Origin of the sequence: Pseudomonas beijingensis, assembly GCF_030687295.1 — a bacterium.
GTDB classification, from domain to species: Bacteria; Pseudomonadota; Gammaproteobacteria; order Pseudomonadales; family Pseudomonadaceae; genus Aquipseudomonas; species Aquipseudomonas beijingensis.
This window is the reverse complement of sequence record NZ_CP117425.1, coordinates 2,044,280-2,069,255: the sequence shown is the minus strand read 5'-3', so window position 1 is coordinate 2,069,255 and position 24,976 is coordinate 2,044,280. Positions and strand designations below refer to the sequence as shown.

Annotated in this window: 22 protein-coding genes, 3 pseudogenes and 1 riboswitch; of the genes and pseudogenes, 10 read left to right on the top strand and 15 right to left on the bottom strand. The window is 61.5% G+C overall.

From position 1 onward, the window contains the following. Window positions 1–304: 304 nt before the first annotated feature. The 4 genes from PSH84_RS09290 to PSH84_RS09275 form a co-directional block, all read right to left on the bottom strand. The gene (locus PSH84_RS09290) at window positions 305–1,669 is read right to left on the bottom strand and encodes a DUF1329 domain-containing protein (RefSeq protein WP_122568858.1); all 1,365 of its coding nucleotides are present in this window, start codon (window positions 1,667–1,669) and stop codon (window positions 305–307) included. Between the two features lie 25 nt (window positions 1,670–1,694). Then, window positions 1,695–3,551 (bottom strand): DUF1302 domain-containing protein, encoded by a 1,857-nt coding sequence (locus PSH84_RS09285; protein WP_122568859.1) that lies wholly within the window; start codon window positions 3,549–3,551, stop codon window positions 1,695–1,697. 288 nt (window positions 3,552–3,839) lie between these two features. Continuing rightward, window positions 3,840–5,522, bottom strand: a complete 1,683-nt coding sequence (locus tag PSH84_RS09280) for a fatty acid--CoA ligase (protein WP_122568860.1) — start codon at window positions 5,520–5,522, stop codon at window positions 3,840–3,842. Between the two features lie 143 nt (window positions 5,523–5,665). Next, window positions 5,666–6,295: a LysE family translocator gene (locus PSH84_RS09275; protein WP_122568861.1), complete on the bottom strand. Its 630-nt coding sequence runs from the start codon at window positions 6,293–6,295 to the stop codon at window positions 5,666–5,668. A gap of 293 nt (window positions 6,296–6,588) precedes the next feature. Here PSH84_RS09275 and PSH84_RS09270 point away from each other — a divergent pair, with 293 nt between their 5' ends. From PSH84_RS09270 to PSH84_RS09260, 3 genes are all read left to right on the top strand, one after another. Beyond that, window positions 6,589–7,554, top strand: coding sequence for a 2-hydroxyacid dehydrogenase (locus PSH84_RS09270; protein WP_122568862.1), 966 nt, complete (start codon window positions 6,589–6,591; stop codon window positions 7,552–7,554). 33 nt (window positions 7,555–7,587) lie between these two features. Then, on the top strand, window positions 7,588–8,586 hold the full coding sequence (locus tag PSH84_RS09265) for a methyltransferase (RefSeq protein WP_305482685.1): 999 nt from the start codon (window positions 7,588–7,590) through the stop codon (window positions 8,584–8,586). Window positions 8,587–8,635: 49 nt separating this feature from the next. Next, window positions 8,636–8,758, top strand: a riboswitch (yybP-ykoY riboswitch). An 89-nt stretch (window positions 8,759–8,847) separates the two neighbouring features. Next, complete coding sequence (locus tag PSH84_RS09260) at window positions 8,848–9,432, top strand: TMEM165/GDT1 family protein (RefSeq protein WP_305482683.1); 585 nt, start codon at window positions 8,848–8,850, stop codon at window positions 9,430–9,432. Window positions 9,433–9,558: 126 nt separating this feature from the next. On the opposite strand, the gene PSH84_RS09255 is transcribed toward PSH84_RS09260, so the two are convergent. Next, window positions 9,559–10,374 carry a M48 family metallopeptidase gene (locus PSH84_RS09255; RefSeq protein WP_122568865.1) on the bottom strand — a complete coding sequence of 272 codons (816 nt, stop codon included), beginning with the start codon at window positions 10,372–10,374 and terminating at the stop codon, window positions 9,559–9,561. Window positions 10,375–10,592: 218 nt separating this feature from the next. On the opposite strand from PSH84_RS09255, the pseudogene PSH84_RS28985 reads away from it, so the two are divergent. Then, window positions 10,593–11,825 (top strand): annotated as a pseudogene (locus tag PSH84_RS28985) (cache domain-containing protein); the annotation flags it as partial. Window positions 11,826–11,888: 63 nt separating this feature from the next. Beyond that, entirely contained in the window at window positions 11,889–12,731 is an 843-nt protein-coding gene (locus tag PSH84_RS28980) for a methyl-accepting chemotaxis protein (RefSeq protein WP_370873798.1), read from the top strand. A 651-nt stretch (window positions 12,732–13,382) separates the two neighbouring features. Here the strand turns inward: PSH84_RS28980 and hisC are convergent. The 10 genes and pseudogenes from hisC to PSH84_RS09200 form a co-directional block, all read right to left on the bottom strand. Continuing rightward, window positions 13,383–14,435, bottom strand: a complete 1,053-nt coding sequence (gene hisC, locus PSH84_RS09245; RefSeq protein WP_122568867.1) for a histidinol-phosphate transaminase — start codon at window positions 14,433–14,435, stop codon at window positions 13,383–13,385. A 1-nt stretch (window position 14,436) separates the two neighbouring features. After that, on the bottom strand, window positions 14,437–15,774 hold the full coding sequence (gene hisD / locus PSH84_RS09240) for a histidinol dehydrogenase (RefSeq protein ID WP_305482680.1): 1,338 nt from the start codon (window positions 15,772–15,774) through the stop codon (window positions 14,437–14,439). A gap of 123 nt (window positions 15,775–15,897) precedes the next feature. After that, the gene (hisG, locus tag PSH84_RS09235; RefSeq protein ID WP_053118502.1) at window positions 15,898–16,533 is read right to left on the bottom strand and encodes an ATP phosphoribosyltransferase; all 636 of its coding nucleotides are present in this window, start codon (window positions 16,531–16,533) and stop codon (window positions 15,898–15,900) included. A gap of 129 nt (window positions 16,534–16,662) precedes the next feature. Continuing rightward, on the bottom strand, window positions 16,663–17,928 hold the full coding sequence (gene murA, locus PSH84_RS09230; protein ID WP_122568869.1) for a UDP-N-acetylglucosamine 1-carboxyvinyltransferase: 1,266 nt from the start codon (window positions 17,926–17,928) through the stop codon (window positions 16,663–16,665). Window positions 17,929–17,950: 22 nt separating this feature from the next. Beyond that, window positions 17,951–18,191, bottom strand: a pseudogene (locus PSH84_RS09225) (BolA family protein). Between the two features lie 115 nt (window positions 18,192–18,306). Further along, a pseudogene (locus tag PSH84_RS09220) lies at window positions 18,307–18,613 on the bottom strand (STAS domain-containing protein). Between the two features lie 8 nt (window positions 18,614–18,621). After that, window positions 18,622–19,275: an MlaC/ttg2D family ABC transporter substrate-binding protein gene (locus PSH84_RS09215; RefSeq protein ID WP_122568870.1), complete on the bottom strand. Its 654-nt coding sequence runs from the start codon at window positions 19,273–19,275 to the stop codon at window positions 18,622–18,624. Window positions 19,276–19,286: 11 nt separating this feature from the next. After that, window positions 19,287–19,754, bottom strand: a complete 468-nt coding sequence (gene mlaD, locus PSH84_RS09210) for an outer membrane lipid asymmetry maintenance protein MlaD (RefSeq protein ID WP_003178020.1) — start codon at window positions 19,752–19,754, stop codon at window positions 19,287–19,289. Continuing rightward, window positions 19,754–20,551 (bottom strand): lipid asymmetry maintenance ABC transporter permease subunit MlaE, encoded by a 798-nt coding sequence (gene mlaE, locus PSH84_RS09205; RefSeq protein ID WP_079302654.1) that lies wholly within the window; start codon window positions 20,549–20,551, stop codon window positions 19,754–19,756. Before mlaE ends, mlaD begins: the two co-directional genes overlap by 1 nt. Beyond that, a complete protein-coding gene (locus PSH84_RS09200; protein WP_092205009.1) occupies window positions 20,551–21,360 on the bottom strand; it encodes an ATP-binding cassette domain-containing protein in 810 nt (269 codons plus the stop codon). The genes mlaE and PSH84_RS09200 overlap by 1 nt, the downstream gene beginning before the upstream one ends. Window positions 21,361–21,633: 273 nt before the next feature. Between PSH84_RS09200 and PSH84_RS09195 the strand changes: the two genes are divergently transcribed. The 5 genes from PSH84_RS09195 to lptB are packed head-to-tail and all read left to right on the top strand — an operon-like array spanning window position 21,634 to window position 24,970. Beyond that, a complete protein-coding gene (locus PSH84_RS09195) occupies window positions 21,634–22,608 on the top strand; it encodes a KpsF/GutQ family sugar-phosphate isomerase (protein WP_305482679.1) in 975 nt (324 codons plus the stop codon). Next, window positions 22,609–23,133 carry a KdsC family phosphatase gene (locus PSH84_RS09190; RefSeq protein WP_305482678.1) on the top strand — a complete coding sequence of 175 codons (525 nt, stop codon included), beginning with the start codon at window positions 22,609–22,611 and terminating at the stop codon, window positions 23,131–23,133. A gap of 7 nt (window positions 23,134–23,140) precedes the next feature. After that, window positions 23,141–23,710, top strand: a complete 570-nt coding sequence (lptC, locus tag PSH84_RS09185) for an LPS export ABC transporter periplasmic protein LptC (RefSeq protein ID WP_122568873.1) — start codon at window positions 23,141–23,143, stop codon at window positions 23,708–23,710. Next, window positions 23,697–24,245, top strand: coding sequence for a lipopolysaccharide transport periplasmic protein LptA (gene lptA, locus PSH84_RS09180; RefSeq protein WP_122568874.1), 549 nt, complete (start codon window positions 23,697–23,699; stop codon window positions 24,243–24,245). The genes lptC and lptA overlap by 14 nt, the downstream gene beginning before the upstream one ends. Further along, window positions 24,245–24,970 carry an LPS export ABC transporter ATP-binding protein gene (gene lptB / locus PSH84_RS09175; RefSeq protein ID WP_018614004.1) on the top strand — a complete coding sequence of 242 codons (726 nt, stop codon included), beginning with the start codon at window positions 24,245–24,247 and terminating at the stop codon, window positions 24,968–24,970. Before lptA ends, lptB begins: the two co-directional genes overlap by 1 nt. Window positions 24,971–24,976 lie beyond the last annotated feature (6 nt).

Sequence of the window (24,976 nt, the reverse complement as noted above, 5' to 3'; positions counted from 1 at the left end):
CTCTTGTAGGAATGCGGGTGGCGGCATTGCAGATGTCCGCAGACTAGCGGTAAACGAGGAGGTATTGAAGGGAGTGCTACAAATGGCTACAAAAAGACTACACGCCGACCTGGAAAAAAACGCTCTTGTGGCGAGGGAGCTTGCTCCCGCTGGGTGGCGAAGCCGCCCCAAAAAGCGATGAGCGCTTCGCACTCAAGCGGGAGCAAGCTCCCTCGCCACAGGGTTTGTGTTGACTGATCGAGCAAAAAAACGCCCCGAACCAGTCGGGGCGTTGTTTCGAGGATGCGGCCTCGGGTGGAGCGGTTTAGCGGATGCCGTCCTGACGCAGTGCGTTCGGGGTGAAATCGGCGGTGGTGGCGGTGAAGCCGAAGTCATAGGCCGATTTCTCTTCGTTCTTCATGCCCAGTGCCAGGTAGCGGCCGGACTGCAGGTCGTAGAGGGTTTCCAGGGCGTACCACGGCACTTGCTTGTCGTAGTAGTTCTCGGCATGGGCCTCGGCCACGCGCCACAGTTGGCCACGACCGTCGTAGTGGTCGATCACCGCAGCTTGCCAGGTGTCTTCATCGATGAAGAAGTCACGCTTGGCGTAGATGTGGCGCTGACCTTCCTTCAGGGTCGCGGTCACGTGCCAGACACGACGCAGCTCATAACGGGTCAGGTCCTGGTTGATGTGGCCGGCCTTGATGATGTCGGCGTACTTGAGTTGCGGCGAATCGATCCTGTAGCTGTTGGCAGCGATGTACATCTCTTGCTTGCCTTCCAGTTTCCAGTCGTAGCGGTCCGGTGCGCCGTTGTACATGTCCAGGTTGTCGGAGGTACGCAGGCCGTCGGCCGCCGTACCCGGGCCGTCATAGGACACTTGCGGGGCACGGCGCACGCGGCGCTGACCCGCGTTGTAGACCCACGCCGAGCGCGGTTCCTTCACTTGGTCGAGGGTCTCGTGCACCAGCAGCACGCCACCGGCCAGGCGCGCTGGCGCGGTCACTTGTTGCTTGAAGTAGAACAGGATGTTGCCAGGGTTGGCCGGATCGAAATCCTTCATCTTGTCGCGGAACACGAATTGGTCGCGGAAGTACACCAGACTGTACGAACCGTTGGGCTGCGGGGTGGCCTGGGTGACCAGGCGCGTCACGCTGCCGCCGCGATAGCGGGTGATGTGGTTCCAGATGACTTCCACGCCGCTCTGGGGAATCGGGAACGGCACGGCCGTCTCGAAGTTCTCCAGGCCGTTGCCACCGGAGACCAGCTTGGTGTTGACCGCGTTTTTCTTGATGGAGGCGAACACCTCGTCCGGCACGGTGGCGCCGCGATGGGTCGGATAGACCGGCATCTTGAAGGTTTCCGGGTAGCGCTTGAACATCGCGTATTGGCCCGGGGCGAGTTTGGCCTTGTACTGCTCGACGTTCTGCGCAGTGATGGTGAACAGCGGTTTTTCCGTCGGGAATGGATCGGCGAGGAAGCCCTTGCTGTCCACGGCACCGGCGTTCTTGGCCATGGGTTTCCAGGCCGAGATCGAGCCGTCGGCATTGCCGGCCATCTCGGCGCCCATCGGCGTCAGGCTCTTGCCCAGTTTGTCGGCCTCGGCAGCAGGCACTGCCGCCATGACGCTGGCAGCCAGCAGGGATAGCCCCAGAACACCGACCTGCAACAGATTCTTTGTTATTTTCATAGTGTGTCGTCCTGAAATTCGGTGCTTAGAAGGTCACGCCGACGCTGAGCGCCAGGAAGTCACGATCGTCCACGGTACTGAAGTCGCCACCAAAGAAGTTGGTGTAGGCCAGGCTGGCGTTGTAGGTGTTCTGGTACTCGGCATCCAGCCCGAGGCTGACGGCCTTGCGGCCTTCTTCGAAGTTGCCGCCAGGGCCTGGCGAGTAGCCTTTGACGTCATGGGACCAGGCCACGTTGGGCTTGAGGTTCACGCCGGCGAAGACGTCCGGGTATTCCCAGATGGCGCGAGCGCGGTAGCCCCAGGACGTGGAGGTGGTGAAGCCGTCGTTGTTGCAGTTGCTGTTCACACCGCTGCTGGTCTGGCCGCCACCTGCGGCGGTAGAGGCGTTGAGCGTGTTACAGAAGCCATTGGGCAGTTCACCTGGACCGAACACTGGGTCACGGCCGTAGCGAGCCTCGGACCTGCTTTCCAGCCCTCCGACGTGAGTGACCCCAATCTCACCCACCAAGGTCAGACGGCTCGCGCCCATAACTTGATCGAGGAAGTGGGTAAAGGTGGTCTGGAACTGGGTGATTTCCTTGCGGCGATAGCCGTGCAGATCCTGACCTGGGGTGCCATCGAGCACCGAGGCATTACCAAAACCCGGGATCGGAGTAACACCTGCAAAGAGAATATCGGTGGTACTCAACTGCACCGGCGCATTCGGCCGATAACTCAGCTCGCCGCTCCAGGCCGTGCCGGTGGGCAAGGTAGTGGAGAAACTCAAGCCATAGAGCCGAATGTCTTCCGGGTATTCAACGAAGTATTTGGAATTACCCGCCACGATCAGAGGGCGCAGCCCTGCCAACGGCCCCAACGGCGTGGAGTAGAACTGTTGTGCAGCTCCCGTGGCACTGAAAATCGGCGCACGGCTGTGGTAGTTCATGAAGTAGGCACCGAATTCGGTGTCCAGCGGCTCGAACATATACTTCAAGGACGCGCCCCATTGGCCGCCGTCACGGGCATCACGATCAGCCCCCCGGCGGACCAGGACCCCTTCCTCGTTCACGTCCACACCAAATGCACCCAAGGCCGGCAAGGCAGCCCCTGGGATCCTGGAACGTTTATTCAACACCCGCAGATTATCCGTACAGCCATCGGCAATAACATCTGGCTGGGAGAAGAACGTACCGCAGTTATCGACAACAGTCTGGTCCCACTCCAACTGGTAGAAAGCTTCAGCCGACAAATTGTCGGTCAGGCTCTGGGACACATAGAACATGTTGACCGGGATCAAGCCTTCCTTGACCTCGGCACCAGGACGACGGAATGCGGACACATCGACCGGGTTGATGGAGTTGATGCCGCCCTGGATGAAGGTACTTTCACCCCAGCTGACAACCTGCTTGCCCAGGCGGACCGAACCCGGCTGATCGGCAATGGCGTAGTTGTGATAGACGAACGCATCGAGGATCTGCCCGCCGGAAGACTTGGCGCCCTCCTTGCGATTGTTGTCGCTGATGTCCTTGTACAGGCGGTTTTCGTCCTTGAGTTCAAAGTCGTACCAGTACTTGCCGCGCACAAACACGCCGGTATCGCCGTACTTCAGTTCCAGGTCGTGGATGCCCTTGAAGATCTTCGAGAAGGTTTCCCCGCGCTTGAAGTTCAAGTGGCCGTCATCGGAGGTCTGCGACAGCCCACGGCCGCCGTTGTTGACACCGATCAGATCCTTGTTGGCGTTGGCCGTGGACCAGCTCGCCCCCACCGACAAGGACGAGTCGAACTGGCCTTCGATTTCACCAATGTTGAAGCTGACGCCGAATGCAGGGCCGGCGAGCGAGGAGGCAAGACTGACGGCCAGAGGCAGTTTTGCCCGGCGCCAGAAAGTGTTTGCTGAGGTCATCGACGCAACTCCATGTGTTTTATTGTTATGGCAGCGGACATTTCCGGAAACCCTTCGCCGTGCTGGCACGTACGTCCCATTCCGAAAATCCCTTGAGCGGACTATAGCCAGCAGGTAGTACGGCTTGATCCCTCTAAAGTGTGATTTGCAGCCCTCAACCACTCTGGAACAGTCCTTTTGCCAGGCCGACAGATGCCGGCACGGCAAGGATGGCTGAAATTTTCAGTTTGACAAGGCAAGCGCTTGCTTGGTGGGGCTGCCGTGCCCTTTCGGGCACGGCGAAAGGGCCTAAAGCGTGGAGAGGAAGGTGCTGTTGTTGCTCTGCCATTCGGTGATGTCGACGCGGATGCGCTTCTTATCGAGCTTGCCGACGCTGGTCTTGGGAATTTCCGTAACAAGGGCGATCTGGCTCGGGATCGCCCACTTGCTCAAGTGCCCCAGCTCAACGAACGGCTTGAGGTGCTCCTTGAGTTCGCGAGCCCCGATCTCATGCCCTTCGCGAACCACCAGCAAGGCAAACGGCCGCTCGCCCCACTGCGGATCGGGAATGCCGACCACTGCTACTTCACGTACCGCCGCGTGACGGCTGATGAGGTCTTCCAGGTCCAGGGAGGAGATCCATTCGCCACCGGTCTTGATCACGTCCTTGATGCGGTCGCGGATGTCGATGAAGCCCATGTTGTCGAGCGTGGCGACGTCACCGGTGTGCAGCCAACCGCCGGCCCAGAGCTCGGCGCCCTTCTGCGGCTCGTTGAAATAGCCCTCGGTGAGCCACGGCGCGCGCAGCACCAGTTCGCCCTGGGTCTCGCCATCGGCCGGCAGGAACCGTCCCTCGGCGTCGACAATCGCCGCCTCCACCAGCGGCCCCGGCACACCGGCCTTGATCCGGTAGGTGGTGCGTTCGTCTTCGCTGCCGGCCATCAGTTCCGCGTTGAGGTGGGCGCAGGACACCAGCGGGCCGGTTTCCGACATGCCGTAGGCGGCGGTGAGCTGGATGCCCCGGGCCTTGGCCGCTTCGTACAGGCTGCGGTTCAGGGCGCTGCCGCCGATGACGATCTTCCAGCCGCCGAAGTCGGTGTCCTGGGCGCCCTTGGCATTGAGGACCATTTGCAGGATGGTTGGCACGCAATGGGAAAAGGTGACCTTTTCCTTGCGCCACAGCTGGACCAGGAGTTCGGGGTCGTAGCGGCCCGGGTAGACCTGCTTGAGCCCGAGCATGGTCGCCACGTAGGGCAGGCCCCAGGCGTGGACATGGAACATCGGCGTGATGGGCATGTACACGTCGTTGGTGCCCAGCAGCCGCACGCTGTCGATGGCCCCCATGATGGTCGCCACGCCCATGGTGTGCAGCACCAGTTGCCGATGGGTGAAGTACACGCCCTTGGGGTTGCCCGTGGTGCCGGTGGTGTAGAACGTGGTGGCGACGGAGTTTTCGTCGAAATCCTGGAAATCGTAGGTGGGCGTGGCGGCGGCCAGCAATTGCTCGTACTCACCCACCAGGTTCGGCAGGTCGGCGGTTTTTTCCGGCAGGTCGGTCAGCAGCAGGGTCTTGTCCACCGTGGTCAGGTGCCCGGCGATCGCCTGGTACAAGCCGACGAACTCGCTGTTGACCAGCACGAAGCGGTCCTCGGCGTGATTCATGGTGTAGACGATCTGCTCCGGTGACAGGCGCACGTTGATGGTGTGGATCACCGCGCCGATCATCGGGATCGCAAACATGCATTCCAGGTAACGGTGGCTGTCCCAGTCCATCACGGCCACGGTATCGCCGGCCTTGACCCCCGCCTCGGTCAACACGTTGGCCAGGCGCGCGACCCGTTCGATCAGCGTCGGATAGCTGTAGCGCAGTTGGTCACGGTAGATGATCTCGCGGGTTTTCTCGTAACGCGTGCCGGACATCAGCAGCCGCTTGATCAGCAGCGGGTATTGATAGGCGCCTTCGGCTGGAGGAATAACGCGAGTCTGCAACATAAGAGTCCCTTTTCTGACTGCACGGTCTTGGCTGGAAGTAAGCACTCTAGAGCGCTTATACACGGATCAAATCACCCAAAGGAATGATTTGATCCGCGCGCAGATACTAGCCTTGAGCCATGTCCGGGACTGTGGGCGCTGGATCAATGCGCCTCGGTAAACGCCAGCTTCACCCCAATGGCGACGAGCACCGCGCCCATGGTCCGGTCGAACCAGTGGCCCATGCGCGCGAAGCCGGCGCGCACCCGTTGCTGGCTGAACAACAGCGCCACCAGGCAGAACCAGACGGCCGTCGCCATCGCCAGGTACACGCCATAACCGGCCTGGATCGCCAACGGCGTATGCGGATTGATCACCACGGTGAACAGCGACAGGAAAAACAGCGTCGCCTTGGGGTTCAGGCCATTGGTGACAAAGCCGGAAATGAACGCGCCACGGGCGGTACGCTCACCGACTTCCTTGTGCAGGTTTTCCTCGGCCGGCTTGGCCGGTTGCGCCCGTAGTGCCTTGAAGCCGATGTACAGCAGGTACGCGGCGGCGGCCCATTTCAGCGCGTTGAACAGCACGATCGATTGCGACACGATCAGGCCGATGCCCAGCAACGAATAGCCCACGTGCAGGAAAATCGCCGTGCCGACGCCCAGCGCCGTCCAGGTCCCGGCGCGCCGGCCATGGGTCACGCTTTCGCGCACCACCACGGCAAAATCCGGCCCGGGGCTGGCGACGGCCAGCAGGTGGATCAGGGCGACGGTGAGGAATTCGGTGAGGTACATGGTGGCTCCTTGGCTAGCTCAATCTCGAAACAAACATCAACTGTGTGGCAAGTGAATCTGTGGCGAGGGGATTTATCCCCGTTGGGCTGCGCAGCAGTCCTAAAAGCAGTGAACTCAATCTGCCTGGTACACCGAGTTGCCTGGTTTGGGGGCCGCTTCGCAGCCCAGCGGGGATAAATCCCCTCGCCACAGGGTTCTTCATAAGCCCATTATTCGGGCCAGGCCACAGCCACATTCCATCTGATAGGCTCGCCACATTACGCCTTCGGTTCTTGACATAAAAGGTACAGCTGATGACGAACACCGCCCGCGCCGTTTTCCTCGACCACCCTTCCCTGGACCTCGGCGACCTGGACCTGGCCCCGTTGCGCGCCTGCTTCGGCGACCTGCAACTGTTCGCCCGGACCACGCCGGAGCAGGTGATCGAGCGGCTCAAGGGCGCCACCGTGGCGATCACCAACAAGGCCGTGATCGATGCCCAGGCCATGGCCGCCAACCCCGAACTGAAGCTGATCCTGATCAGCGCCACCGGTACTAATAACGTCGACCTGGAAGCCGCTCGCCACCACGGCATCACGGTGTGCAATTGCCAGGGCTACGGCACGCCGTCGGTGGCCCAGCACACCATCATGCTGTTGCTGAACCTGGCGACGCGCCTGGCCGATTATCAAAAAGCGGTGGGGGAAGGTCGCTGGCAGCAGGCTTCGCAGTTTTGCCTGCTGGACTATCCGATTGTCGAACTGCAAGGCAAGACCCTGGGCTTGCTCGGCCATGGCGAGTTGGGCAGCGCTGTCGGGCGGCTGGCCGAGGCCTTTGGCATGCGCGTGCTGCTGGGGCAGATTCCCGGGCGCCCGGTCCGCCCCGACCGCTTGCCGCTGGAGCAACTGCTGCCGCAAGTCGATGCCCTGACCCTGCACTGCCCGCTCAACGAGCACACCCGAAACTTCATCGGTGCCCGCGAACTGGCCCGGCTCAAGCACGGCGCATTTGTGGTCAACACCGCCCGTGGCGGCCTGATCGACGAACAGGCCCTGGCCGAAGCACTGCGCAGCGGTCATTTGGGTGGTGCCGCCACCGACGTGCTCAGCGTGGAGCCGCCGACCCAAGGCAACCCGCTGCTGGCCAACGATATCCCACGGTTGATCGTCACCCCACACAACGCCTGGGGCAGCCGCGAGGCGCGGCAACGGATCGTCGGCCAAATGAGCGAAAACGCCCAAGGCTTTTTCAGCGGTACAGCGCGGCGTGTCGTCAGTTGATAAACTGCCGCACTTTTTTTCAAGGAGCAGACCATGGATCCGCGCAGTGAAGTACTGCTTCGTCAGGCCGAATTATTCCAGGGTTCGGTGTTGTTGGCCGGCCTGCCCGCCGATGACCTGCTCGGCCGTTTGCCTGAGGCCCATGGTTGGTGCTGGCATGCCGGCGATCAGGCGGCGCTGGACGCTCGTTTTCCCGAGCGCAGCCACTTTGGCGTGAACGTCCCCGAGCATGGGTTCGACACCGCCGTGGTGTTCTTGCCCAAGGCCAAGGACCTGACCGACTACCTCCTCAATGCCGTGGCGGCGCGCCTGGCCGGGCGCGAGGTGTACCTGGTGGGGGAAAAACGCAGCGGCATCGAAGGCGCCTCCAAGCAGCTCAACCCGTTCGGCAAGCCGCGCAAACTCGACAGCGCGCGGCACTGCCAGCTGTGGCAAGTCACGGTCGCGAATGCGCCCGAGGCCACGCCACTGGAAAGCCTGGCCCAGACCTACGAACTGCCCCTGGCCGAAGGCCCGCTGAAGGTCATCAGCCTGCCGGGGGTGTTCAGCCACGGTCGCCTGGATCGCGGCAGTGCGCTGCTGTTGGAACACCTGGATAAACTGCCCAGCGGGCATTTGCTCGACTTCGGCTGCGGTGCCGGCGTGCTGGGGGCGGCGGTCAAGCGGCGCTATCCACACAACACCGTCACCCTGTTGGACGTGGACGCGTTCGCCGCCGCCAGCAGTCGCCTGACCCTGGCCGCCAATGGCCTGGAAGCCGACGTACTGACCGGTGACGGCATCGACGCCGCACCGATGGGTTTGAGCGCGATCCTGAGCAACCCGCCGTTCCATGTCGGTGTGCATACCGACTACCACGCTACGGAGAACCTGCTGCGAAAAGCGGCCAAACATCTGAAAAACGGCGGCGAACTTCGCTTGGTCGCCAATAGTTTCCTCAAGTACCAGCCGCTGATCGAGGAGCATTTGGGCGTCTGCGCGATCAAGGCCGAAGGGCAGGGTTTTCGCATCTATCGGGCCAAGAGCGGCTGAAGTTTTTTAGGCAACAGCACTTGCTCAATCGGATTTGCCTAGGCAGAATCCGCTCCGTCCTAGGGGAGTAGTCTCCCGCGAGCGCCATGCTCGCCCGGCATACGTCAACATACTTGGTCAGCAGACCATGGCGTATGCGGCCCAAGCGTCCACGCAGATGGTCGCTGGGTTTGACAAGACCTATGACACGCACACCTTACCCGGGGCGGGAAGGCTGTACGTGTCATAGCCGTGTCGACCCGCCCCTTTAGGAACTCCCTGATGCTGGATTCACTCCTCGTACCCACGGCGATCGTTGCGCTGGCCGAAATCGGCGACAAGACGCAATTGCTCGCGCTCATCCTGGCTGCTCGCTTTCGCAAACCCTGGCCGATCATCGCCGGCATCGTTGCCGCGACCCTGGCCAACCATGCGGCGGCCGGTGCGGTCGGCGCCTGGGTCAGCGGTTTTTTCTCCGACGCGGTCCTGCACTGGATATTGGCGGCCAGCTTCACGGCCACGGCACTGTGGACCCTGATCCCGGACAAACTGGACGATGAGGAAGCCAACACGGCCCGCCGGTTCGGACCATTCCTGACCACGCTGATTGCGTTCTTCCTGGCGGAAATCGGCGACAAGACGCAGATCGCCACGGTGATGCTCGCCGCGCAATACCCGGAGCTGTGGCTGGTGATCATTGGCACCACCGTGGGCATGTTGATTGCCAACGTGCCGGTGGTCCTGGCGGGCAATTTCGCCGCCGAGAAGCTGCCCCTGACCCTGATCCGCCGCCTGGCCGCCTCGGCGTTCTTCGTCCTGGCGATCGTAGCGGTGTACAAGGCGATGCAGAGCAGTGGGTGGGTTTGACCCTGTGTCACACTTTGGGCTGAGGATAACTGTGGGAGCATAGCTTGCTCGCGATAAGCCATGACGCGGTCTGATTGACGTCTGCGTCGCCCCTGTCGCGAGCAAGCTTTACTCCCACAGCGATGCTTACTTCTTGGCCTGCTGATACAGCGGCATCACCTTCGGAATCGCCGCCTGCAACGAAGCGATACGGCTGCTCGACGATGGGTGGGTGCTCATGAATTCCGGCGGCGCGCCTTCCGAGGCCTTGGCCATCTTGTTCCACAGGGTGATCGCGGCGTTCGGGTCGTAGCCGGCGCGGGCGGCCAGTTCGAGGCCGATCAGGTCGGCTTCGTTCTCGTTACCTCGGCTGTTGGGCAAGGTCATGCCGTAGTTGGCGACGGTGTCAGCCAATGCCAGGCTGTCCTGGCCGAGGCCGAAGATGGCGCCGGCGCCCTGCTTGGCCATCTCGATGCCATAGGCCTTGGACATTGCTTCGCGCCCGTGCTCGCGCAGGGCGTGGGCGATTTCATGGCCAATGATCGCGGCGATTTCATCGTCGGTGAGCTTCAGCTTATTGATCAGACCGGTGTAGAAAATAATTTTCCCACCAGGGCCGCAGCTGGCGTTGAGCTCATCGCTCTTGATCAGGTTCACTTCCCAGTTCCATTGCGCCGAATCAGGACGGAACACCGGCGCCTGGGCGATCAGCCGACTGGAGATAGCCTGGACCCGCTTGGCATCACTGCTGGTCTTGTCCAACACGCCCTGGGCACTCGCCTCGCCCATCGTCTTTTGATAGGACTGGGCGTACATCTGGTTGACCTGGTCGGTCGACAGCATGCTGAACATGTACTGCTTGCGCTCCACGCCCACGGCTCCGCCGCTGGTGGTGTTGACTGACTGGCAACCTGCAAGCAGCAGACCCGCGCTGATAGCGCTGACCATCAAAGTCTTGTTCATACAAAAGAAGCTCCATGGAATCGTGGGCGTATCCTAGGCCTTGATTTGTATCGGCGCCAGACACACAAGGAGGGATTAGCGTTTTTTCGGACAGATCTCACCGCGTCCATTTGCGACACCCACTTCGCTAATACAGTCACCCGACGAACAGCGCCTCATGCCGCGCCACAGAAACGCCGATACAGACTCCAGACGTCATTTCCGCGTCCGGAGCCTTTATGAAATTCAGATCGATCCAGTTTTCCGTGGCCGCCCTGGCCGGTGCCATCGTGCTCAGCGTGGTCGGCGCCCTTGTGCTGTACGCGCTGTTTGCCGGCGCCCGCACTCAAGAAATGGTGCAACAACGAACCACGGCGCAGTTCGAACAACTTATCGAACAACGCCTCAGTACCTTGGCGCGCACCCAGGCCAGCCTGATTCAACGGGAACTGGAAGCCCCCTTGTTGCTCGCCCGCGGCCTGGCTACCACGAATGCCTTGATGGGCATGAACGGCGCGGACGGCAACCCGCAACTGAAGGTACCCCGCGAGCAAATGATCAGCCTGCTGCGCGAAACCGTGGTGCGCAACCCGAAGATCCTCGGCGCCTATATCGCCTGGGAGCCGAACGCCATCGACCACGATGACGCCAATTATGTGAACAGCCCGGTGCTGGGCATGGAAACCAACGGACGTTTCCTGCCGTGGTGGTTTCGCAACCAGGACGGCTCCCTGGGCCTGGAAAAGCTCGCCGACGTGACCGACCAGAAACTGCTCTCCACCGGCATCCGCGCCAGTGAGTACTACCTGTGCTCCCAGGACAGCAAGAAAGCCTGCGTGATCGACCCGGCGCCCTACCGCGTCGGCAGTACGATGACCATGCTCGCCTCGTTCATCGAGCCGATCATGATCGATGGCAAGTTCCAGGGCATCGTCGGCGCCGACCTGTCGGTGAACTTCATCCAGGACATGCTCGTGGCCGCCGACGGCAAGTTGTACGACGGTGCCGGGGAAATGGCCTTGCTCTCCAGCAACAACCGGCTGGTGGCCTTCACCAAGGACCCGAGCAAACTCGGGGAAAAGGCCAGCGACCTGCTGGACGCCAGCGAACTGGATAACCTCGCCAAGCTGGGCGTCGGCGAGGTGCGCTACGACATTGATGAAGAACACGGGCATATCGAGGTGTACATGCCGTTCGGCATCGGCGAGACCAACGCTCGCTGGACGCTGATGCTGCAGTTGCCGCTGAAAGCGGTCATGGCCGACCTGCAAGCGTTGCAGCAAGATCTCGACCAACAGCGCCAGGCCGATATCTTCGGCATGGCAATGGTGGGCCTGGTGATCGCCGGCATCGGCCTGCTGGTGATCTGGCTGGTGGGCCACGGCATTGCCCGGCCACTCAAGCAAATGGTGGCAATGCTCGATGACATCGCCCAGGGCGAAGGCGACCTGACCCGCCGCCTGGTGAGCGACCGCGCCGATGAGCTGGGGGCGATCGCCAGGGGGTTCAACACCTTCCTGAGCAAGTTGCAGGGCATGATCACCCAGGTGGTGACCTCGGTGCAGAGCGTCAGCGACTCATCGGAGCACACGGCCGATATCGCGATCCGCACCAATCAGGGCGTGCACAAGCAGATGTCCGAGATCGATCAGGTTGCCACAGCGGTGCACGAAATGACCGCCACGGCCCAGGACGTGGCCCGCAACGCGACTCAGGCGGCCCAGGCCGCCAGTCATGCGGACCAAGCCGCCAGCCAGGGCATGCAGATCGTCCGGGATACCTCCACCTCCATTGGTGCCCTGGCCGTGGAAATCGGCAAGGCGGTGGGTGTGGTGCAGACACTGGCCAAGGACAGCGAGAACATCAACGCGATCCTCACCGCCATCCGCGGCATCGCCGAGCAGACCAACCTGCTGGCCCTCAACGCGGCCATCGAAGCGGCCCGGGCCGGTGAACAGGGCCGTGGTTTCGCGGTGGTCGCCGATGAAGTGCGCAACCTGGCGCAGAAAACGCAGCAGGCGACCGAAGAAATCCAGGCGATGATCCAGCAGTTGCAACAAGGCACCCGGGACGTGGTGCGGGTGATGGAAGACAGCCAGCACCGTACCGATGAAAGCGTGCAGCATGCGGCGAAAGCGGCCCAGGCCCTGGAGACGATTACCCAGGCGGTGTCGGTGATCAACGACATGAACACCCAGATCGCCAGCGCTGCCGAGGAACAAAGCGCCGTGGCTGATGACATCAACCGCAACGTGATCAACATCGGGCAAGTGGCGAACGAAGTGGCCAGCGGCGCCGACGAATCCAGCGCGGCCAGCGCCGGGCTGACCAAACTGGCGGAGCAGCAGCGGCGGTTGATCAACCAGTTCAGGGTCTGATCCAAAGGCCCCATCGCGAGCAAGCTCGCTCCCACAGGGGTACCTGCGGTGGCATGCCGATCTGGTGAACACCCCAAAACAACTGTGGGAGCGAGCTTGCTCGCGATAGCGTCAGGTCAGCCAACATTGAAGTGACTGACACTACGCCTTCGCGAGCAAGCCCGCTCCCACAGAGGATTTGCGGTGGAATTCCGACCTTGCTAACACCCCAAAAAACTGTGGGAGCAAAGCTTGCTCGCGATAGCGTCAGGTCAGCCAACATTGAGGTGACTGACACGACGCCTTCGCGAGCAAGCTCGCTCCCACAGGGGTATCTGCGGTGGCATGCCGATCTGGTGAACACCCCAAAACAACTGTGGGAGCGAGCTTGCTCGCGATGGCGTCAGTTCAGCCAATATTGTAGTGACTGACACTACGCCTTCGCGAGCAAGCTCGCTCCCACAGGGGTATCTGCGGTGGCATGCCGATCTGGTGAACACCCCAAAACAACTGTGGGAGCGAGCTTGCTCGCGATGGCGTCAGTTCAGCCAACATTGAAGTGACTGACACTACGCCTTCGCGAGCAAGCCCGCTCCCACAGAGGGTTTGCGGTGGAATTCCGACCTTGCTCCCACAGACTCCTACAGACTCCCACAGGTTCAATGCAGGGTTTCAGAGTTCGCCGAGGGCGTCGATCAGGGCCTGGTTCTGCTCCGGTGTACCGATGCTGATCCGCAGGAACTGGGCAATCCGCTCCTGCTTGAAGTGCCGCACGATCACACCCTGTTCCCGCAGTTTTGCCGCCAACCCTGCCGCATCGTGGCGGGGGTGGCGGGCGAAGATGAAGTTGGCCGCTGAGGGCAGGACTTCAAAACCCTTGGCTTGCAACTGGGCCACCACCCATTCACGGTGCTCGATGACTAACCGGCAGGTCTGGTCGAAATGCTCACGATCATCGAACGCCGCCGCGCCGCCGACGTTCGCCAGGCGATCCAGCGGGTAGGAGTTGAAGCTGTTCTTGATCCGCTCCAGCGCTTCGATCAGGTCCGGATGGCCCACCGCCAGGCCCACGCGCAGCCCCGCCAGCGAGCGGGACTTGGACAATGTCTGGGTCACCAGCAGGTTCGGATAACGGTCCACCAGGCTGATGGCCGTTTCACCGCCGAAGTCGATGTAGGCCTCGTCGACCACCACTACCGAATCCGGGCTGGCCTTGAGGATCTGTTCGACCGCGTCCAGCGCCAGCAGGCAGCCAGTCGGTGCGTTCGGGTTGGGGAAGATGATCCCGCCGTTGGGTTTGGCGTAGTCGGCCGGGTCGATCTGGAATTGCTCATCCAGCGGCACCGCCTCGAACTGGATGCCGTACAACCCGCAATACACCGGATAGAAGCTGTAGCTGATGTCCGGAAACAACAGCGGCTGGTCGTGCTGCAACAGGCCGTGAAAAATGTGCGCCAGCACTTCATCCGAACCGTTACCCAGGAACACCTGGTTGCTCTGCACGCCGTAGTAGCGGGCTACGGCGCCTTTGAGCAGGTCGCTGTTAGGGTCCGGATACAGGCGCAGGTTGTCGTTCAGTTCGGTCTGCATCGCCGCCAGGGCCTTGGGCGATGGGCCGTAGGGGTTCTCGTTGGTGTTGAGCTTGACCAACCGGGTCAGCTTCGGCTGTTCGCCCGGCACGTAGGGCACCAGGTTCTTGACGAACGGGCTCCAGAATTTACTCATTTCAGTTCCCCTGCCCTTTAATGGAATTCTCGTCAAGAATGCGGTACTCGGCACTGCGGGCGTGGGCGCTCAGCGATTCGCCACGGGCCAGCACCGAGGCGGTCTTGCCCAGTTCGGAAGCACCCTGCTCGGAGCAGAAAATGATCGACGAACGTTTCTGGAAGTCATACACCCCCAGCGGCGACGAGAAGCGCGCGGTGCCGGAAGTCGGCAACACGTGGTTGGGACCTGCGCAATAGTCACCCAGGGCTTCGCTGGTGTGGCGGCCCATGAAGATCGCACCGGCGTGGCGGATCTGCGGCAACCAGGCCTGCGGATCGGCGACCGACAATTCCAGGTGCTCCGGCGCGATGCGGTTGGCGACCTCGATGGCCTGCGCCATGTCGGCGACCTTGATCAGCGCCCCACGACCATTGATCGAGGTGTTGATGATCTCGGCGCGGTCCATGGTCGGCAACAGCTTGTCGATGCTGGCGGCGACCTTGTCGAGGAACTCGGCGTCCGGGCTGACCAGGATCGCCTGGGCGTCTTCGTCGTGCTCGGCCTGGGAAAACAGGTCCATGGCGATCCAGTCCGGATCGGTCTGGCCATCGCACACCACGAGGATTTCCGACGGGCCGGCGATCATGTCGATGCCGACCTGGCCGAACACGTGGCGCTTGGCAGTGGCGACATAGATGTTGCCCGGGCCGACCACTTTGTCGACCCTCGGCACGCTTTCCGTGCCATAAGCCAGCGCGGCAACGGCCTGGGCGCCACCGATGGTGAACACCCGGTCCACGCCAGCGATGCAGGCGGCGGCCAGCACCAGTTCGTTGATTTCACCCCGCGGGGTCGGGACGACCATGACCACCTCGGTCACGCCAGCAACCTTGGCCGGAATGGCGTTCATCAGCACCGAGGACGGATAGGACGCCTTGCCGCCCGGTACGTACAGACCGGCGCGGTCCAGCGGTGTGACTTTCTGGCCCAGCACCGTGCCGTCGGCCTCGGTGTAGCTCCAGGAATCCTGTTTCTGCCTTTCGTGATAATCACGCACCCGCGACGCGGCTTTTTCCAGGGCTTCGCGCTGGGGTACGGTGATCCGGGTCAGGGCCAGTTCCAGGCGCTCGCGCGGCAGGATCAGATCGGCCATGGACGCCACTTGCAGGCCATCGAATTTCTGGGTGAATTCCACCAGGGCGGCGTCGCCACGCTCGCGCACGGCCTTGATGATATCCAGCACCCGCTGATTGACCGAGTCGTCAGACACACTTTCCCAGCTCAGCAGATGATCCAGATGATGTGCGAAATCCGGGTCGGCAGCGTTGAGTCGGCGAATCGAAGTGGGAGCGGTCATAGCGAGGGCCTCATTAATGGCAAATGCTCAGGCGCCCTAAGCTACCAGTCCATTCGCGTGGGCACCTGAGAAAATTGGCTATGACACGGATAGACGGGCGCGACTCAAGGTCGCGCAGGTGGATCAGCCGCGGTGTCGCGATTCCACTGCCTTGCGCAGGGTATCGATCAAAGCCTGGATACGGGCATGCTGCATTTTCATCGACGCCTTGTTGACGACCAGCCGGGAGGTGATGTCAGCGATGAAATCCTGGGGCTCCAGGCCGTTGGCCCGCAGGGTGTTGCCGGTGTCGACCACGTCGATGATCTTGTCCGCCAGGCCGATCAACGGCGCCAGCTCCATCGAACCGTACAACTTGATGATGTCGACCTGACGGCCCTGCTCGGCGTAATAACGCTTGGCAATGTTGACGAACTTGGTCGCCACCCGCAGACGCCCCTTGGGCTCCGGCGCGCCGACTTTACCGGCGGTCATCAGCTTGCAGCGGGCGATCCGCAGGTCCAGGGGCTCGTACAGGCCCTGGCCGCCGTATTCCATCAGCACGTCTTTACCGGCGACGCCCAGGTCGGCGGCGCCATGTTCCACGTAGGTCGGCACGTCGGTGGCACGCACGATCAGCAAGCGCACGTCGGCCTGGGTCGTGGGGATGATCAGCTTGCGGCTCTTGTCCGGATTCTCGGTCGGCACGATGCCCGCTTCAGCCAGAAGCGGCAGGGTGTCGTCAAGGATGCGGCCCTTGGACAGTGCGATGGTCAACATGGGAAACGTCAGTCCTTATCAAGGTACTCATGCCCGGTCGCAAGCGGCGCCGGACACACATCGAGGGTGCAAACACCCTCGACCTGAAACGAAATCAACGGGCACATCCTTATGCCCATGCAGCCGGAACTAGCCCGGCACGCGGCGGATCTTGGCGCCGAGCATCTGCAGTTTTTCTTCGATGCACTCGTAGCCACGGTCGATGTGGTAGATGCGGTCGATGAGGGTATCGCCTTCGGCAACCAGGGCCGAGATCACCAGGCTGGCCGAAGCCCGCAGGTCGGTGGCCATCACTGGCGCGCCCTTGAGCTTCTCGGTGCCGGTGACGATGGCTGTGTTGCCTTCGACCTGGATCTTGGCGCCCATGCGGTGCAGTTCGTAGACGTGCATGAAGCGGTTTTCAAAGATCGTCTCGATCACTGCGCCGGTGCCTTCGGCAATGGCGTTGAGGGAGATGAACTGCGCCTGCATGTCGGTCGGGAACGCCGGGTACGGAGCGGTCCGCACGTTGACGGCCTTGGGCCGTTTGCCGTGCATGTTCACTTCGATCCAGTCTTCGCCACAGGTGACTTCGGCACCGGCTTCCTTGAGTTTTTCCAGGACGGCTTCGAGGATGGTCGGATCGGTGTCCTTGACCTTGACGCGGCCACCGGTGACGGCAGCAGCCACCAGGTAGGTGCCGGTTTCGATCCGGTCCGGCATCACTTTGTAGGTGGCCGAGTGCAGGCGCTCGACGCCATCGATGGTGATGGTGTCGGTGCCGGCGCCGCTGATCTTGGCACCCATGGCGATCAGGAAGTTCGCCAGGTCGACCACTTCAGGCTCGCGGGCGGCGTTTTGCAGCACGCTGCGGCCCTTGGCCAGTGCAGCGGCCATCATGATGTTCTCGGTACCGGTCACGCTGACGGTATCGAAGAAGAAGTGCGCGCCGCGCAAGCCGCCTTTCGGCGCCTTGGCCTTGATGTAGCCGCCTTCGACGTCGATTACCGCGCCCATGGCTTCCAGGCCGCGGATGTGCAGGTCCACCGGACGCGAGCCAATGGCGCAACCGCCAGGCAAGGCGACTTCGGCTTCACCGAAACGGGCGACCATCGGGCCCAGTACCAGGATCGACGCACGCATGGTCTTCACCAGCTCGTACGGGGCGATCAGGGTCTTGATGGTGCGTGGGTCGATTTCGACGCTGAGCTTCTCGTCGATCACAGGCTCAATGCCCATGCGGCCGAACAGCTCGATCATCGTGGTGATGTCGTGCAGGTGCGGCAGGTTGGCCACGGTCACAGGACCATCGCACAGCAGGGTCGCAGCCAGGATGGGCAGGGCGGAGTTCTTTGCCCCGGAAATACGGATTTCGCCATCAAGACGAACGCCGCCGGTAATAATCAGTTTATCCATAAGAATCTCGAGGCCCTTGGGCTCAGGTGCGCTCGGCCCAGGCCGCGCTGCTGAAAAATTTCATCGTGACCGCGTGGATGCTGCCATCGGCAATCCATGGGTTCAAATGGGCATAGATGCTCTGCTGACGCTTCACTGGGCTCAATGCCGCCAGTTCATCGCTGATTACGTTCAGCTGGGAAGTTGCAGCCTTCGCCTTCAACTTCCACCTGCGTACCAGGCAGCTTTCCTTCAAGGAAGCTCTTCACTTCTACAGCCTGCATGCTCAACCTCAATCGGCGCCCTGTGCGCGCGGGTCGCACATCATACAAAAAAGCCCCGCGCCTGCGAACCCCGCGAAGCAGGACTCTGACGGGGGGACTTTTCCAACGATGTGGGTCAGGAGTGCGCCAACAGCTCGGTCAGCTCGCTGACCTGGGCTATTTCGCGCATGTCTTCGGGCATCCCACGGATGCTCCACGTTTTGCCGGCCGCCTTGGCGTCCCGCATGAAGCACAGCAGCAGCGACAAGCCGACACTGCTGGACTTGCGCACCGCCGAGCAGTCAATGACCACCCTCGGCGGCGCCGACGGACTTGATCAGCGCCTGGCCCTGCTTGCGCAAGGCCGGGCCGGTGCGGTAGTCCAGCACGCCACTGAGCAGCAGCTCACCAGCCCCGCCCAGACGAACGGCCGACTCACTCACCGACTCGATCATTGTTCCTGGTTCTCTTTGGCTTCTTCGGTCACTTCCTTGGCCTTGGCGACTTCACCGGCCCAACCGTTGATGGTCTTGTCCAGGTCGTTGCCGTTGCGCTGCATCGCGTCGGCGAACTGATCGCGGAACAGCTTGCCAATGTTGATGCCATTGATGATCACGTTGCGCACCTTCCACTCGCCGTTGATTTTCTCGAGTGTGTAGGACACAGGGTAGACCGCGCCGTTGTTGCCCTTGACCTGCATGTCGACGCTGGTGCGGGTGCCGCTTTCGTCCTTGGCCGGGGAAACGGTGATGCCCTGGTTGTTGTATTCCAGCAAGGCGTTGCCATAGAACTGCATCAGGCTGCGTTTGAAGTTCTCCTGGAAGCGGGTCATCTGCGCCGGGCTTGCCTTGCGCGAGTACTTGACGGTCATGATGCTCTTGGAGATGCCATCGGCGTCCACCACCGGGCCGACGATGCCGTTCAGCGCGTCATAGAAGGCGCTGGGGTCCTGCTTGTATTTCTCTTTATTGGCGGCAAGGTCCGCCAACAACCGGGTGGTCGTGTCCTGGATGATGTCATGGGCCGAAGGCGCGGCCACGGCGTTGGCCATCAACGGCAGCGCCGCGAGCAGCACCAACAGGCTACGTCGCAAGATAGAGATCATTCAAAAGCTCCTCATTTGGCGTCTTTGCTAACGGTATTGAGCAGGAATTTACCGATCAGGTCCTCGAGCACCAGGGACGACTGCGTGTCATGGATGACGCCGCCGTCCTTGAGCACGGTGTCTTCCCCACCCACGCTGATGCCAATGTATTTCTCGCCCAGCAGCCCGGCCGTGAGGATAGATGCAGTGGAGTCAGTCGGCAGGTTGTCCACGCGCTTTTCCAGCTGCAGCGTCACCCGACCGGTGAAATCCTCGCGGTTAAGATCGATTGCCGTGACCTTGCCGATGGTCACACCGGCCATGGTCACCTTGGCTCTGACCGTCAAACCGGCGATATTGTCAAAGTTTGCATAAAGTTTATAAGTATCGGTGCTTGCCGTCGGCGCCAATCCACTGACCCGCAGGGCCAGCAGCAGCAAAGCCAGGATGCCAGCCAGCAAGAAAAGGCCGACACCGATTTCCAGGGTGCGGTTTTGCATCAGAAATCTCCAAACATCAAGGCGGTCAGAATAAAGTCGAGGCCCAGGACCGCCAGCGAGGCGTACACCACGGTCTTGGTTGTGGCACGGCTGATCCCCTCTGAAGTGGGCTCACAGTCATAGCCTTGAAACACGGCGATCCAGGTCACGACGAACGCGAACACGGCACTTTTGATCACGCCATTGAGGACATCGTCGAGGAAATCGACGCTGTTTTGCATGTTGGCCCAATAGGAACCCTCATAGACCCCCAGCCAGTCGACGGCCACCCAGGAACCGCCCCAGATCCCCACGACGCTGAAAATCATCGCCAGCACCGGCAGGGAAATGAAGCCGGCCCACAGGCGCGGGGCAATGATGTACTTGAGCGGGTCGACACCGATCATTTCCAGGCTCGACAGCTGTTCGGTGGACTTCATGTTACCGATTTCAGCCGTCAGCGCCGAGCCGGCCCGCCCGGCGAACAGCAACGCGGTCACCACGGGGCCGAGCTCGCGCAGCAGTGTCAGGGCAACCATCTGCCCCACCGCCTGCTCCGAACCGTAGCTGGACAAAATGCTGAAGCCCTGCAGCGCCAGCACCATGCCGATGAAAATCCCGGAGACCACGATGATCACCAGGGACATCACGCCCACCGAGTGCAACTGCTTGACCAGCAGGCCAAAACCGCCGCCCGTCGAGTTGCGACCGAGCAAGGCGTGCATCAAAAACAGCGAGGAACGGCCCAGTACTGCCACCACGTCGATGCCGGAGCGGCCGAACAGGCGAATTCTTTCCAATAGTGATTTCTTGCGCATCAGCGCTTCCCCAGCAGATCGGTACGGTAATCCGTGGCCGGAAAATGGAACGCCACTGGCCCGTCCGGATCACCCTTCATGAATTGGCGAATGCGCGGGTTGTCCGAATCCGCCAGCTCCTGCGGTGTGCCCTGCCCCAGCACCTGGCCGTCGCCAACCACATAGATGTAGTCGGCAATGCTGGCGGTTTCGGCCAGGTCGTGGGAGACCACGATACTGGTGATGCCCAGCGCATCGTTGAGCAGGCGGATCAGGCGCACGAGCACGCCCATGGCGATCGGGTCCTGGCCGACGAAGGGCTCGTCGTACATAAGGATCTTCGGATCGAGGGCAATCGCCCGCGCCAAGGCGACGCGACGCTTCATGCCGCCGGACAGTTCGTCCGGCATCAGGTCGATGGCCCCGCGCAGCCCGACGGCCTGCAACTTGAGCAGGACGATGTCGCGAATCATCTCTTCCGGCAGGTCGGTATGGACTCGCAGTGGGAACGCCACGTTCTCGAACACATCAAGGTCGGTAAACAGCGCGCCGCTCTGGAACAGTACGCCCATGTGCTTGCGCGCATCGAACAGGTCGCTGCGAGACAATTGGGGAAGATTCTGGCCATTGACCCAGACTTCGCCGGCGCTGGGGCGCAGTTGTGCCCCCATCAGCCGCAGCAACGTGGTCTTGCCACACCCGGACGGCCCCATGATGCCGGTGACCTTGCCCCGTGGTATGCGAATATCGATGTCATTGAAAATGCTGCGCGTCCCTCGCTTGAAGGACAGTCCCTTCAGCTCGACCGCGTAGGCGTTGTCGGCACTCATCTAAACTCCTTGCGATGCAGCCTCACATTCAAATGCCCCGGGCAGCCGACAAGCGCCGGTACCGCCGGGCACGCGAACCGGCGGCGAACTATATCACTGCAACAGCCAAGCGCCCAAGGCCAACGCCCCGCCCGTTAAGCCTGGCTTAAGGAAAAAGCCACATTTTATGTCAATCGTTGCGGCCCCTCGAACAAAGCATGACGAACTTACGTGAGGGAATTGTTCATTGCCGCTATAATCGCCGCCTTTTCATCGGGCTATACGATTTCTGACATGAGCCAATCCAGCGACCTGATTCAATCGGCACAACGTACCATCCGCCTAGAGCTCGAAGCCGTGCAAGGCTTGCTGCCCCATATCGACGCTGATTTCGTACGCGCCTGCGAGATGATCCTGGCCAGCAAGGGCCGCGTGGTCGGGGTCGGCATGGGTAAGTCCGGGCACATCGGCAACAAGATCGCCGCCACCCTCGCCAGCACCGGCACCACGGCTTTTTTCGTCCATCCGGCCGAAGCCAGCCACGGGGACATGGGCATGATTACCCGGGACGACGTCATCCTGGCCCTGTCCAACTCCGGCTCCACCAATGAGATCATCACCCTGCTGCCGCTGATCAAGCGCCTGGGCATCCAGTTGATCAGCGTGACCGGCAACCCCGCCTCGCCGCTGGCCAAGGCCGCCGAAGTGAACCTCAACGTCCATGTCGAACACGAAGCCTGCCCGCTGAACCTGGCGCCGACCTCCTCCACCACCGCGGCGCTGGTCATGGGCGATGCACTGGCCGTGGCGCTGCTGGAAGCCCGGGGTTTCACCGCCGAAGATTTCGCCTTTTCCCACCCCGGTGGCGCCCTTGGCCGTCGCCTGTTGCTGAAAGTCGAAAACGTGATGCACGCCGGCCAGGAATTGCCACAGGTACTGCGCGGCACGCTGCTCAAGGACGCGTTGATGGAAATGACCCGCAAGGGACTGGGCATGACCGTAGTCCTGGAGACCGACGGCAAGCTCGCCGGGATCTTTACCGACGGCGACCTGCGCCGCACCCTGGACCGCACCATCGACATTCATAGCGCGACCATCGAGCAAGTCATGACGCCTCACGGCAAGACTGCCCGCGCCGAGATGCTCGCCGCCGAGGCCCTGAAAATCATGGAAGACCACAAGATCAGCGCCCTGGTGGTCGTCGACGACGACGACCGTCCGGTGGGCGCCCTGAACATGCACGATTTGCTGCGTGCGGGAGTCATGTAAATGAACACAGACCTGTTGCAACGGGGCAAAGCCATCAAGCTGGCCGTGTTCGATGTGGACGGCGTGCTGACTGACGGTCGCCTGTACTTCCTCGAAGACGGTAGCGAATTCAAGACCTTCAACACCCTCGATGGCCAGGGCATCAAGATGCTGATGGCCGCCGGCGTACAGACCGCTATCATCAGCGGCCGAAAGACCCCAGTGGTCGAGCGGCGCGCGAAGAACCTCGGCATCCCGCACCTTTACCAAGGGCGCGAGGACAAACTGGTGGTGCTGGACGAGCTTCTGGGTCAACTCAACCTAAGCTATGAACAGGTGGCCTACCTCGGTGACGACCTGCCGGACCTGCCGGTAATTCGCCGGGTCGGCCTGGGCATGGCGGTCGCCAATGCGGCCAGCTTCGTCCGCGAGCACGCCCACGGCGTCACCACGGCGCGAGGCGGCGAAGGTGCGGCCCGCGAATTCTGTGAACTGATCCTGCGCGCCCAGGGCCGCCTCGAAGCGGCCAACGCCACGTACCTGTGAGCCATTTATGCTGAGCAAAAAGATTCGCACCATTGTGGTGTTTGCCTGTATCGCGGCGATTTTCGCCGCGGTGGGCTATTGGAACATCAGCCCCGAACGGTTTCTCGACCAAACTACACCCCAGGTCGAGGAGCGGATCGACTGGTATGCGACCAACACCCATACCCTGCAGTACCTGCCCGACGGCAAAGTGCAATATGAGATGACGTCCGACAAGGTCGACCACGTAAAGGCCACTGACATTACGCTGGTCACCAAACCGGACCTGAACATGTTCCGCGGCACCGAATTCCCGTGGCATGTGCAGAGCGAGCACGCCGAAGTCAATTCCGGCGGCACCGAAGTGGAACTGATCGACTCGGTACGCGTTGCCCGAACCGACGAGAAAAACCGCACGACCATCATCACCAGCACACGCATGACCGTATTCCCACAGCAAGAATATGCGCAGACCGAGCAACCCGTTAGAATCGACGGCGCCGGGGGTGTATCGACCGGCACGGGAATGAAAGCGTATTTGAAGGAAAGCAGGATACACCTGCTATCGAACGTAAGAGGACAGTATGAAGCTCGCTAAAACCCTCCCTATTTTGCTCAGTCTGGGCGCAGCACTGGGAAGCGCGAGCGCCTGGGCTCTTCCCAACGACCGCGACCAGCCTATCCGCATCCAGGCCGACGACGCCCAACTCGACGACAAGAATGGCGTCGCCACCTATAAAGGCGACGTGATCATCACCCAGGGCTCGATGAAGGTCACCGGCAACACCGTGACCATCACCCGCACCCCAGCTGGCGATATCGATGTGGTGACTTCGGTGGGCAACCTGGCCTATTTCGAGCAGATGCAAACCGTGGGCGACACTAAGCCCGTCCAGGGCTACGGGGTGACCATCCAGTACCACGCCTCCCAGGATCGCGTGGTCCTGATCGACCGCGCCAAGGTCGTCGACAAGGACAACAACGTTACCCAGGGCGAGAAAATCGTCTACGACACGGTCAAGAAGCTGGCCAGTGCCGGTCGCGCCACCGGTAGCAAGGTGACCGAGTCGCGTCCGCGCATCGACATGGTGATCCAGCCGAAAAAGAAAACCGACGAGCAGAAGGCCCAGTAATGGCAACTCTGAAAGCTCAGCACTTGGCCAAGAGCTACAAGAGCCGTCAAGTAGTGCGTGATGTCAGCCTGTCCATCGACAGCGGCCAGATCGTTGGCCTGCTCGGTCCTAACGGCGCGGGCAAGACCACTTGCTTCTACATGATCGTCGGCCTGGTCCAGGCCGATCAGGGGCGCGTGTTGATCGACGACCTGGATGTCAGCCACCAGCCGATGCACGGCCGGGCGAAGGCAGGTATCGGCTATTTGCCGCAAGAAGCGTCGATCTTCCGCAAACTGTCGGTAGCCGACAACATCATGGCGATCCTCGAGACCCGCAAGGAACTCGACAAGGCCGGCCGTCGCCAGGAACTGGAAAGCCTGCTACAGGAATTCCACATCAGCCACATTCGCGACAACCTGGGCATGAGCCTGTCGGGTGGTGAACGGCGTCGTGTGGAAATCGCCCGCGCCCTGGCCACCGCACCGAAGTTCATCCTGCTCGACGAACCGTTCGCCGGCGTGGACCCGATTTCGGTGGGCGACATCAAGCAGATCATCCATCACCTCAAGGCCAAGGGTATCGGTGTGCTGATCACCGACCACAACGTGCGCGAGACCCTGGACATCTGCGAAACCGCCTACATTGTCAATGACGGCCAATTGATCGCCGAAGGTGACTCCGCCGCGATCCTGGCCAATGACCTGGTCAAGGAAGTGTACCTGGGCCATGAGTTCCGCCTGTAAGCACAC

What these genes read in the sequence shown, in the direction of transcription:
- PSH84_RS09290 (WP_122568858.1), bottom strand. Translation starts at nt 1,669, where the DNA reads ATGAAAATAACAAAGAATCTGTTGCAGGTCGGTGTTCTGGGGCTATCC.
- PSH84_RS09285 (WP_122568859.1), bottom strand. Translation starts at nt 3,551, where the DNA reads ATGACCTCAGCAAACACTTTCTGGCGCCGGGCAAAACTGCCTCTGGCC.
- PSH84_RS09280 (WP_122568860.1), bottom strand. Translation starts at nt 5,522, where the DNA reads ATGTTGCAGACTCGCGTTATTCCTCCAGCCGAAGGCGCCTATCAATAC.
- PSH84_RS09275 (WP_122568861.1), bottom strand. Translation starts at nt 6,295, where the DNA reads ATGTACCTCACCGAATTCCTCACCGTCGCCCTGATCCACCTGCTGGCC.
- PSH84_RS09270 (WP_122568862.1), top strand. Translation starts at nt 6,589, where the DNA reads ATGACGAACACCGCCCGCGCCGTTTTCCTCGACCACCCTTCCCTGGAC.
- PSH84_RS09265 (WP_305482685.1), top strand. Translation starts at nt 7,588, where the DNA reads ATGGATCCGCGCAGTGAAGTACTGCTTCGTCAGGCCGAATTATTCCAG.
- PSH84_RS09260 (WP_305482683.1), top strand. Translation starts at nt 8,848, where the DNA reads ATGCTGGATTCACTCCTCGTACCCACGGCGATCGTTGCGCTGGCCGAA.
- PSH84_RS09255 (WP_122568865.1), bottom strand. Translation starts at nt 10,374, where the DNA reads ATGAACAAGACTTTGATGGTCAGCGCTATCAGCGCGGGTCTGCTGCTT.
- PSH84_RS28980 (WP_370873798.1), top strand. Translation starts at nt 11,889, where the DNA reads ATGATCACCCAGGTGGTGACCTCGGTGCAGAGCGTCAGCGACTCATCG.
- hisC (WP_122568867.1), bottom strand. Translation starts at nt 14,435, where the DNA reads ATGAGTAAATTCTGGAGCCCGTTCGTCAAGAACCTGGTGCCCTACGTG.
- hisD (WP_305482680.1), bottom strand. Translation starts at nt 15,774, where the DNA reads ATGACCGCTCCCACTTCGATTCGCCGACTCAACGCTGCCGACCCGGAT.
- hisG (WP_053118502.1), bottom strand. Translation starts at nt 16,533, where the DNA reads ATGTTGACCATCGCACTGTCCAAGGGCCGCATCCTTGACGACACCCTG.
- murA (WP_122568869.1), bottom strand. Translation starts at nt 17,928, where the DNA reads ATGGATAAACTGATTATTACCGGCGGCGTTCGTCTTGATGGCGAAATC.
- PSH84_RS09215 (WP_122568870.1), bottom strand. Translation starts at nt 19,275, where the DNA reads ATGATCTCTATCTTGCGACGTAGCCTGTTGGTGCTGCTCGCGGCGCTG.
- mlaD (WP_003178020.1), bottom strand. Translation starts at nt 19,754, where the DNA reads ATGCAAAACCGCACCCTGGAAATCGGTGTCGGCCTTTTCTTGCTGGCT.
- mlaE (WP_079302654.1), bottom strand. Translation starts at nt 20,551, where the DNA reads ATGCGCAAGAAATCACTATTGGAAAGAATTCGCCTGTTCGGCCGCTCC.
- PSH84_RS09200 (WP_092205009.1), bottom strand. Translation starts at nt 21,360, where the DNA reads ATGAGTGCCGACAACGCCTACGCGGTCGAGCTGAAGGGACTGTCCTTC.
- PSH84_RS09195 (WP_305482679.1), top strand. Translation starts at nt 21,634, where the DNA reads ATGAGCCAATCCAGCGACCTGATTCAATCGGCACAACGTACCATCCGC.
- PSH84_RS09190 (WP_305482678.1), top strand. Translation starts at nt 22,609, where the DNA reads ATGAACACAGACCTGTTGCAACGGGGCAAAGCCATCAAGCTGGCCGTG.
- lptC (WP_122568873.1), top strand. Translation starts at nt 23,141, where the DNA reads ATGCTGAGCAAAAAGATTCGCACCATTGTGGTGTTTGCCTGTATCGCG.
- lptA (WP_122568874.1), top strand. Translation starts at nt 23,697, where the DNA reads ATGAAGCTCGCTAAAACCCTCCCTATTTTGCTCAGTCTGGGCGCAGCA.
- lptB (WP_018614004.1), top strand. Translation starts at nt 24,245, where the DNA reads ATGGCAACTCTGAAAGCTCAGCACTTGGCCAAGAGCTACAAGAGCCGT.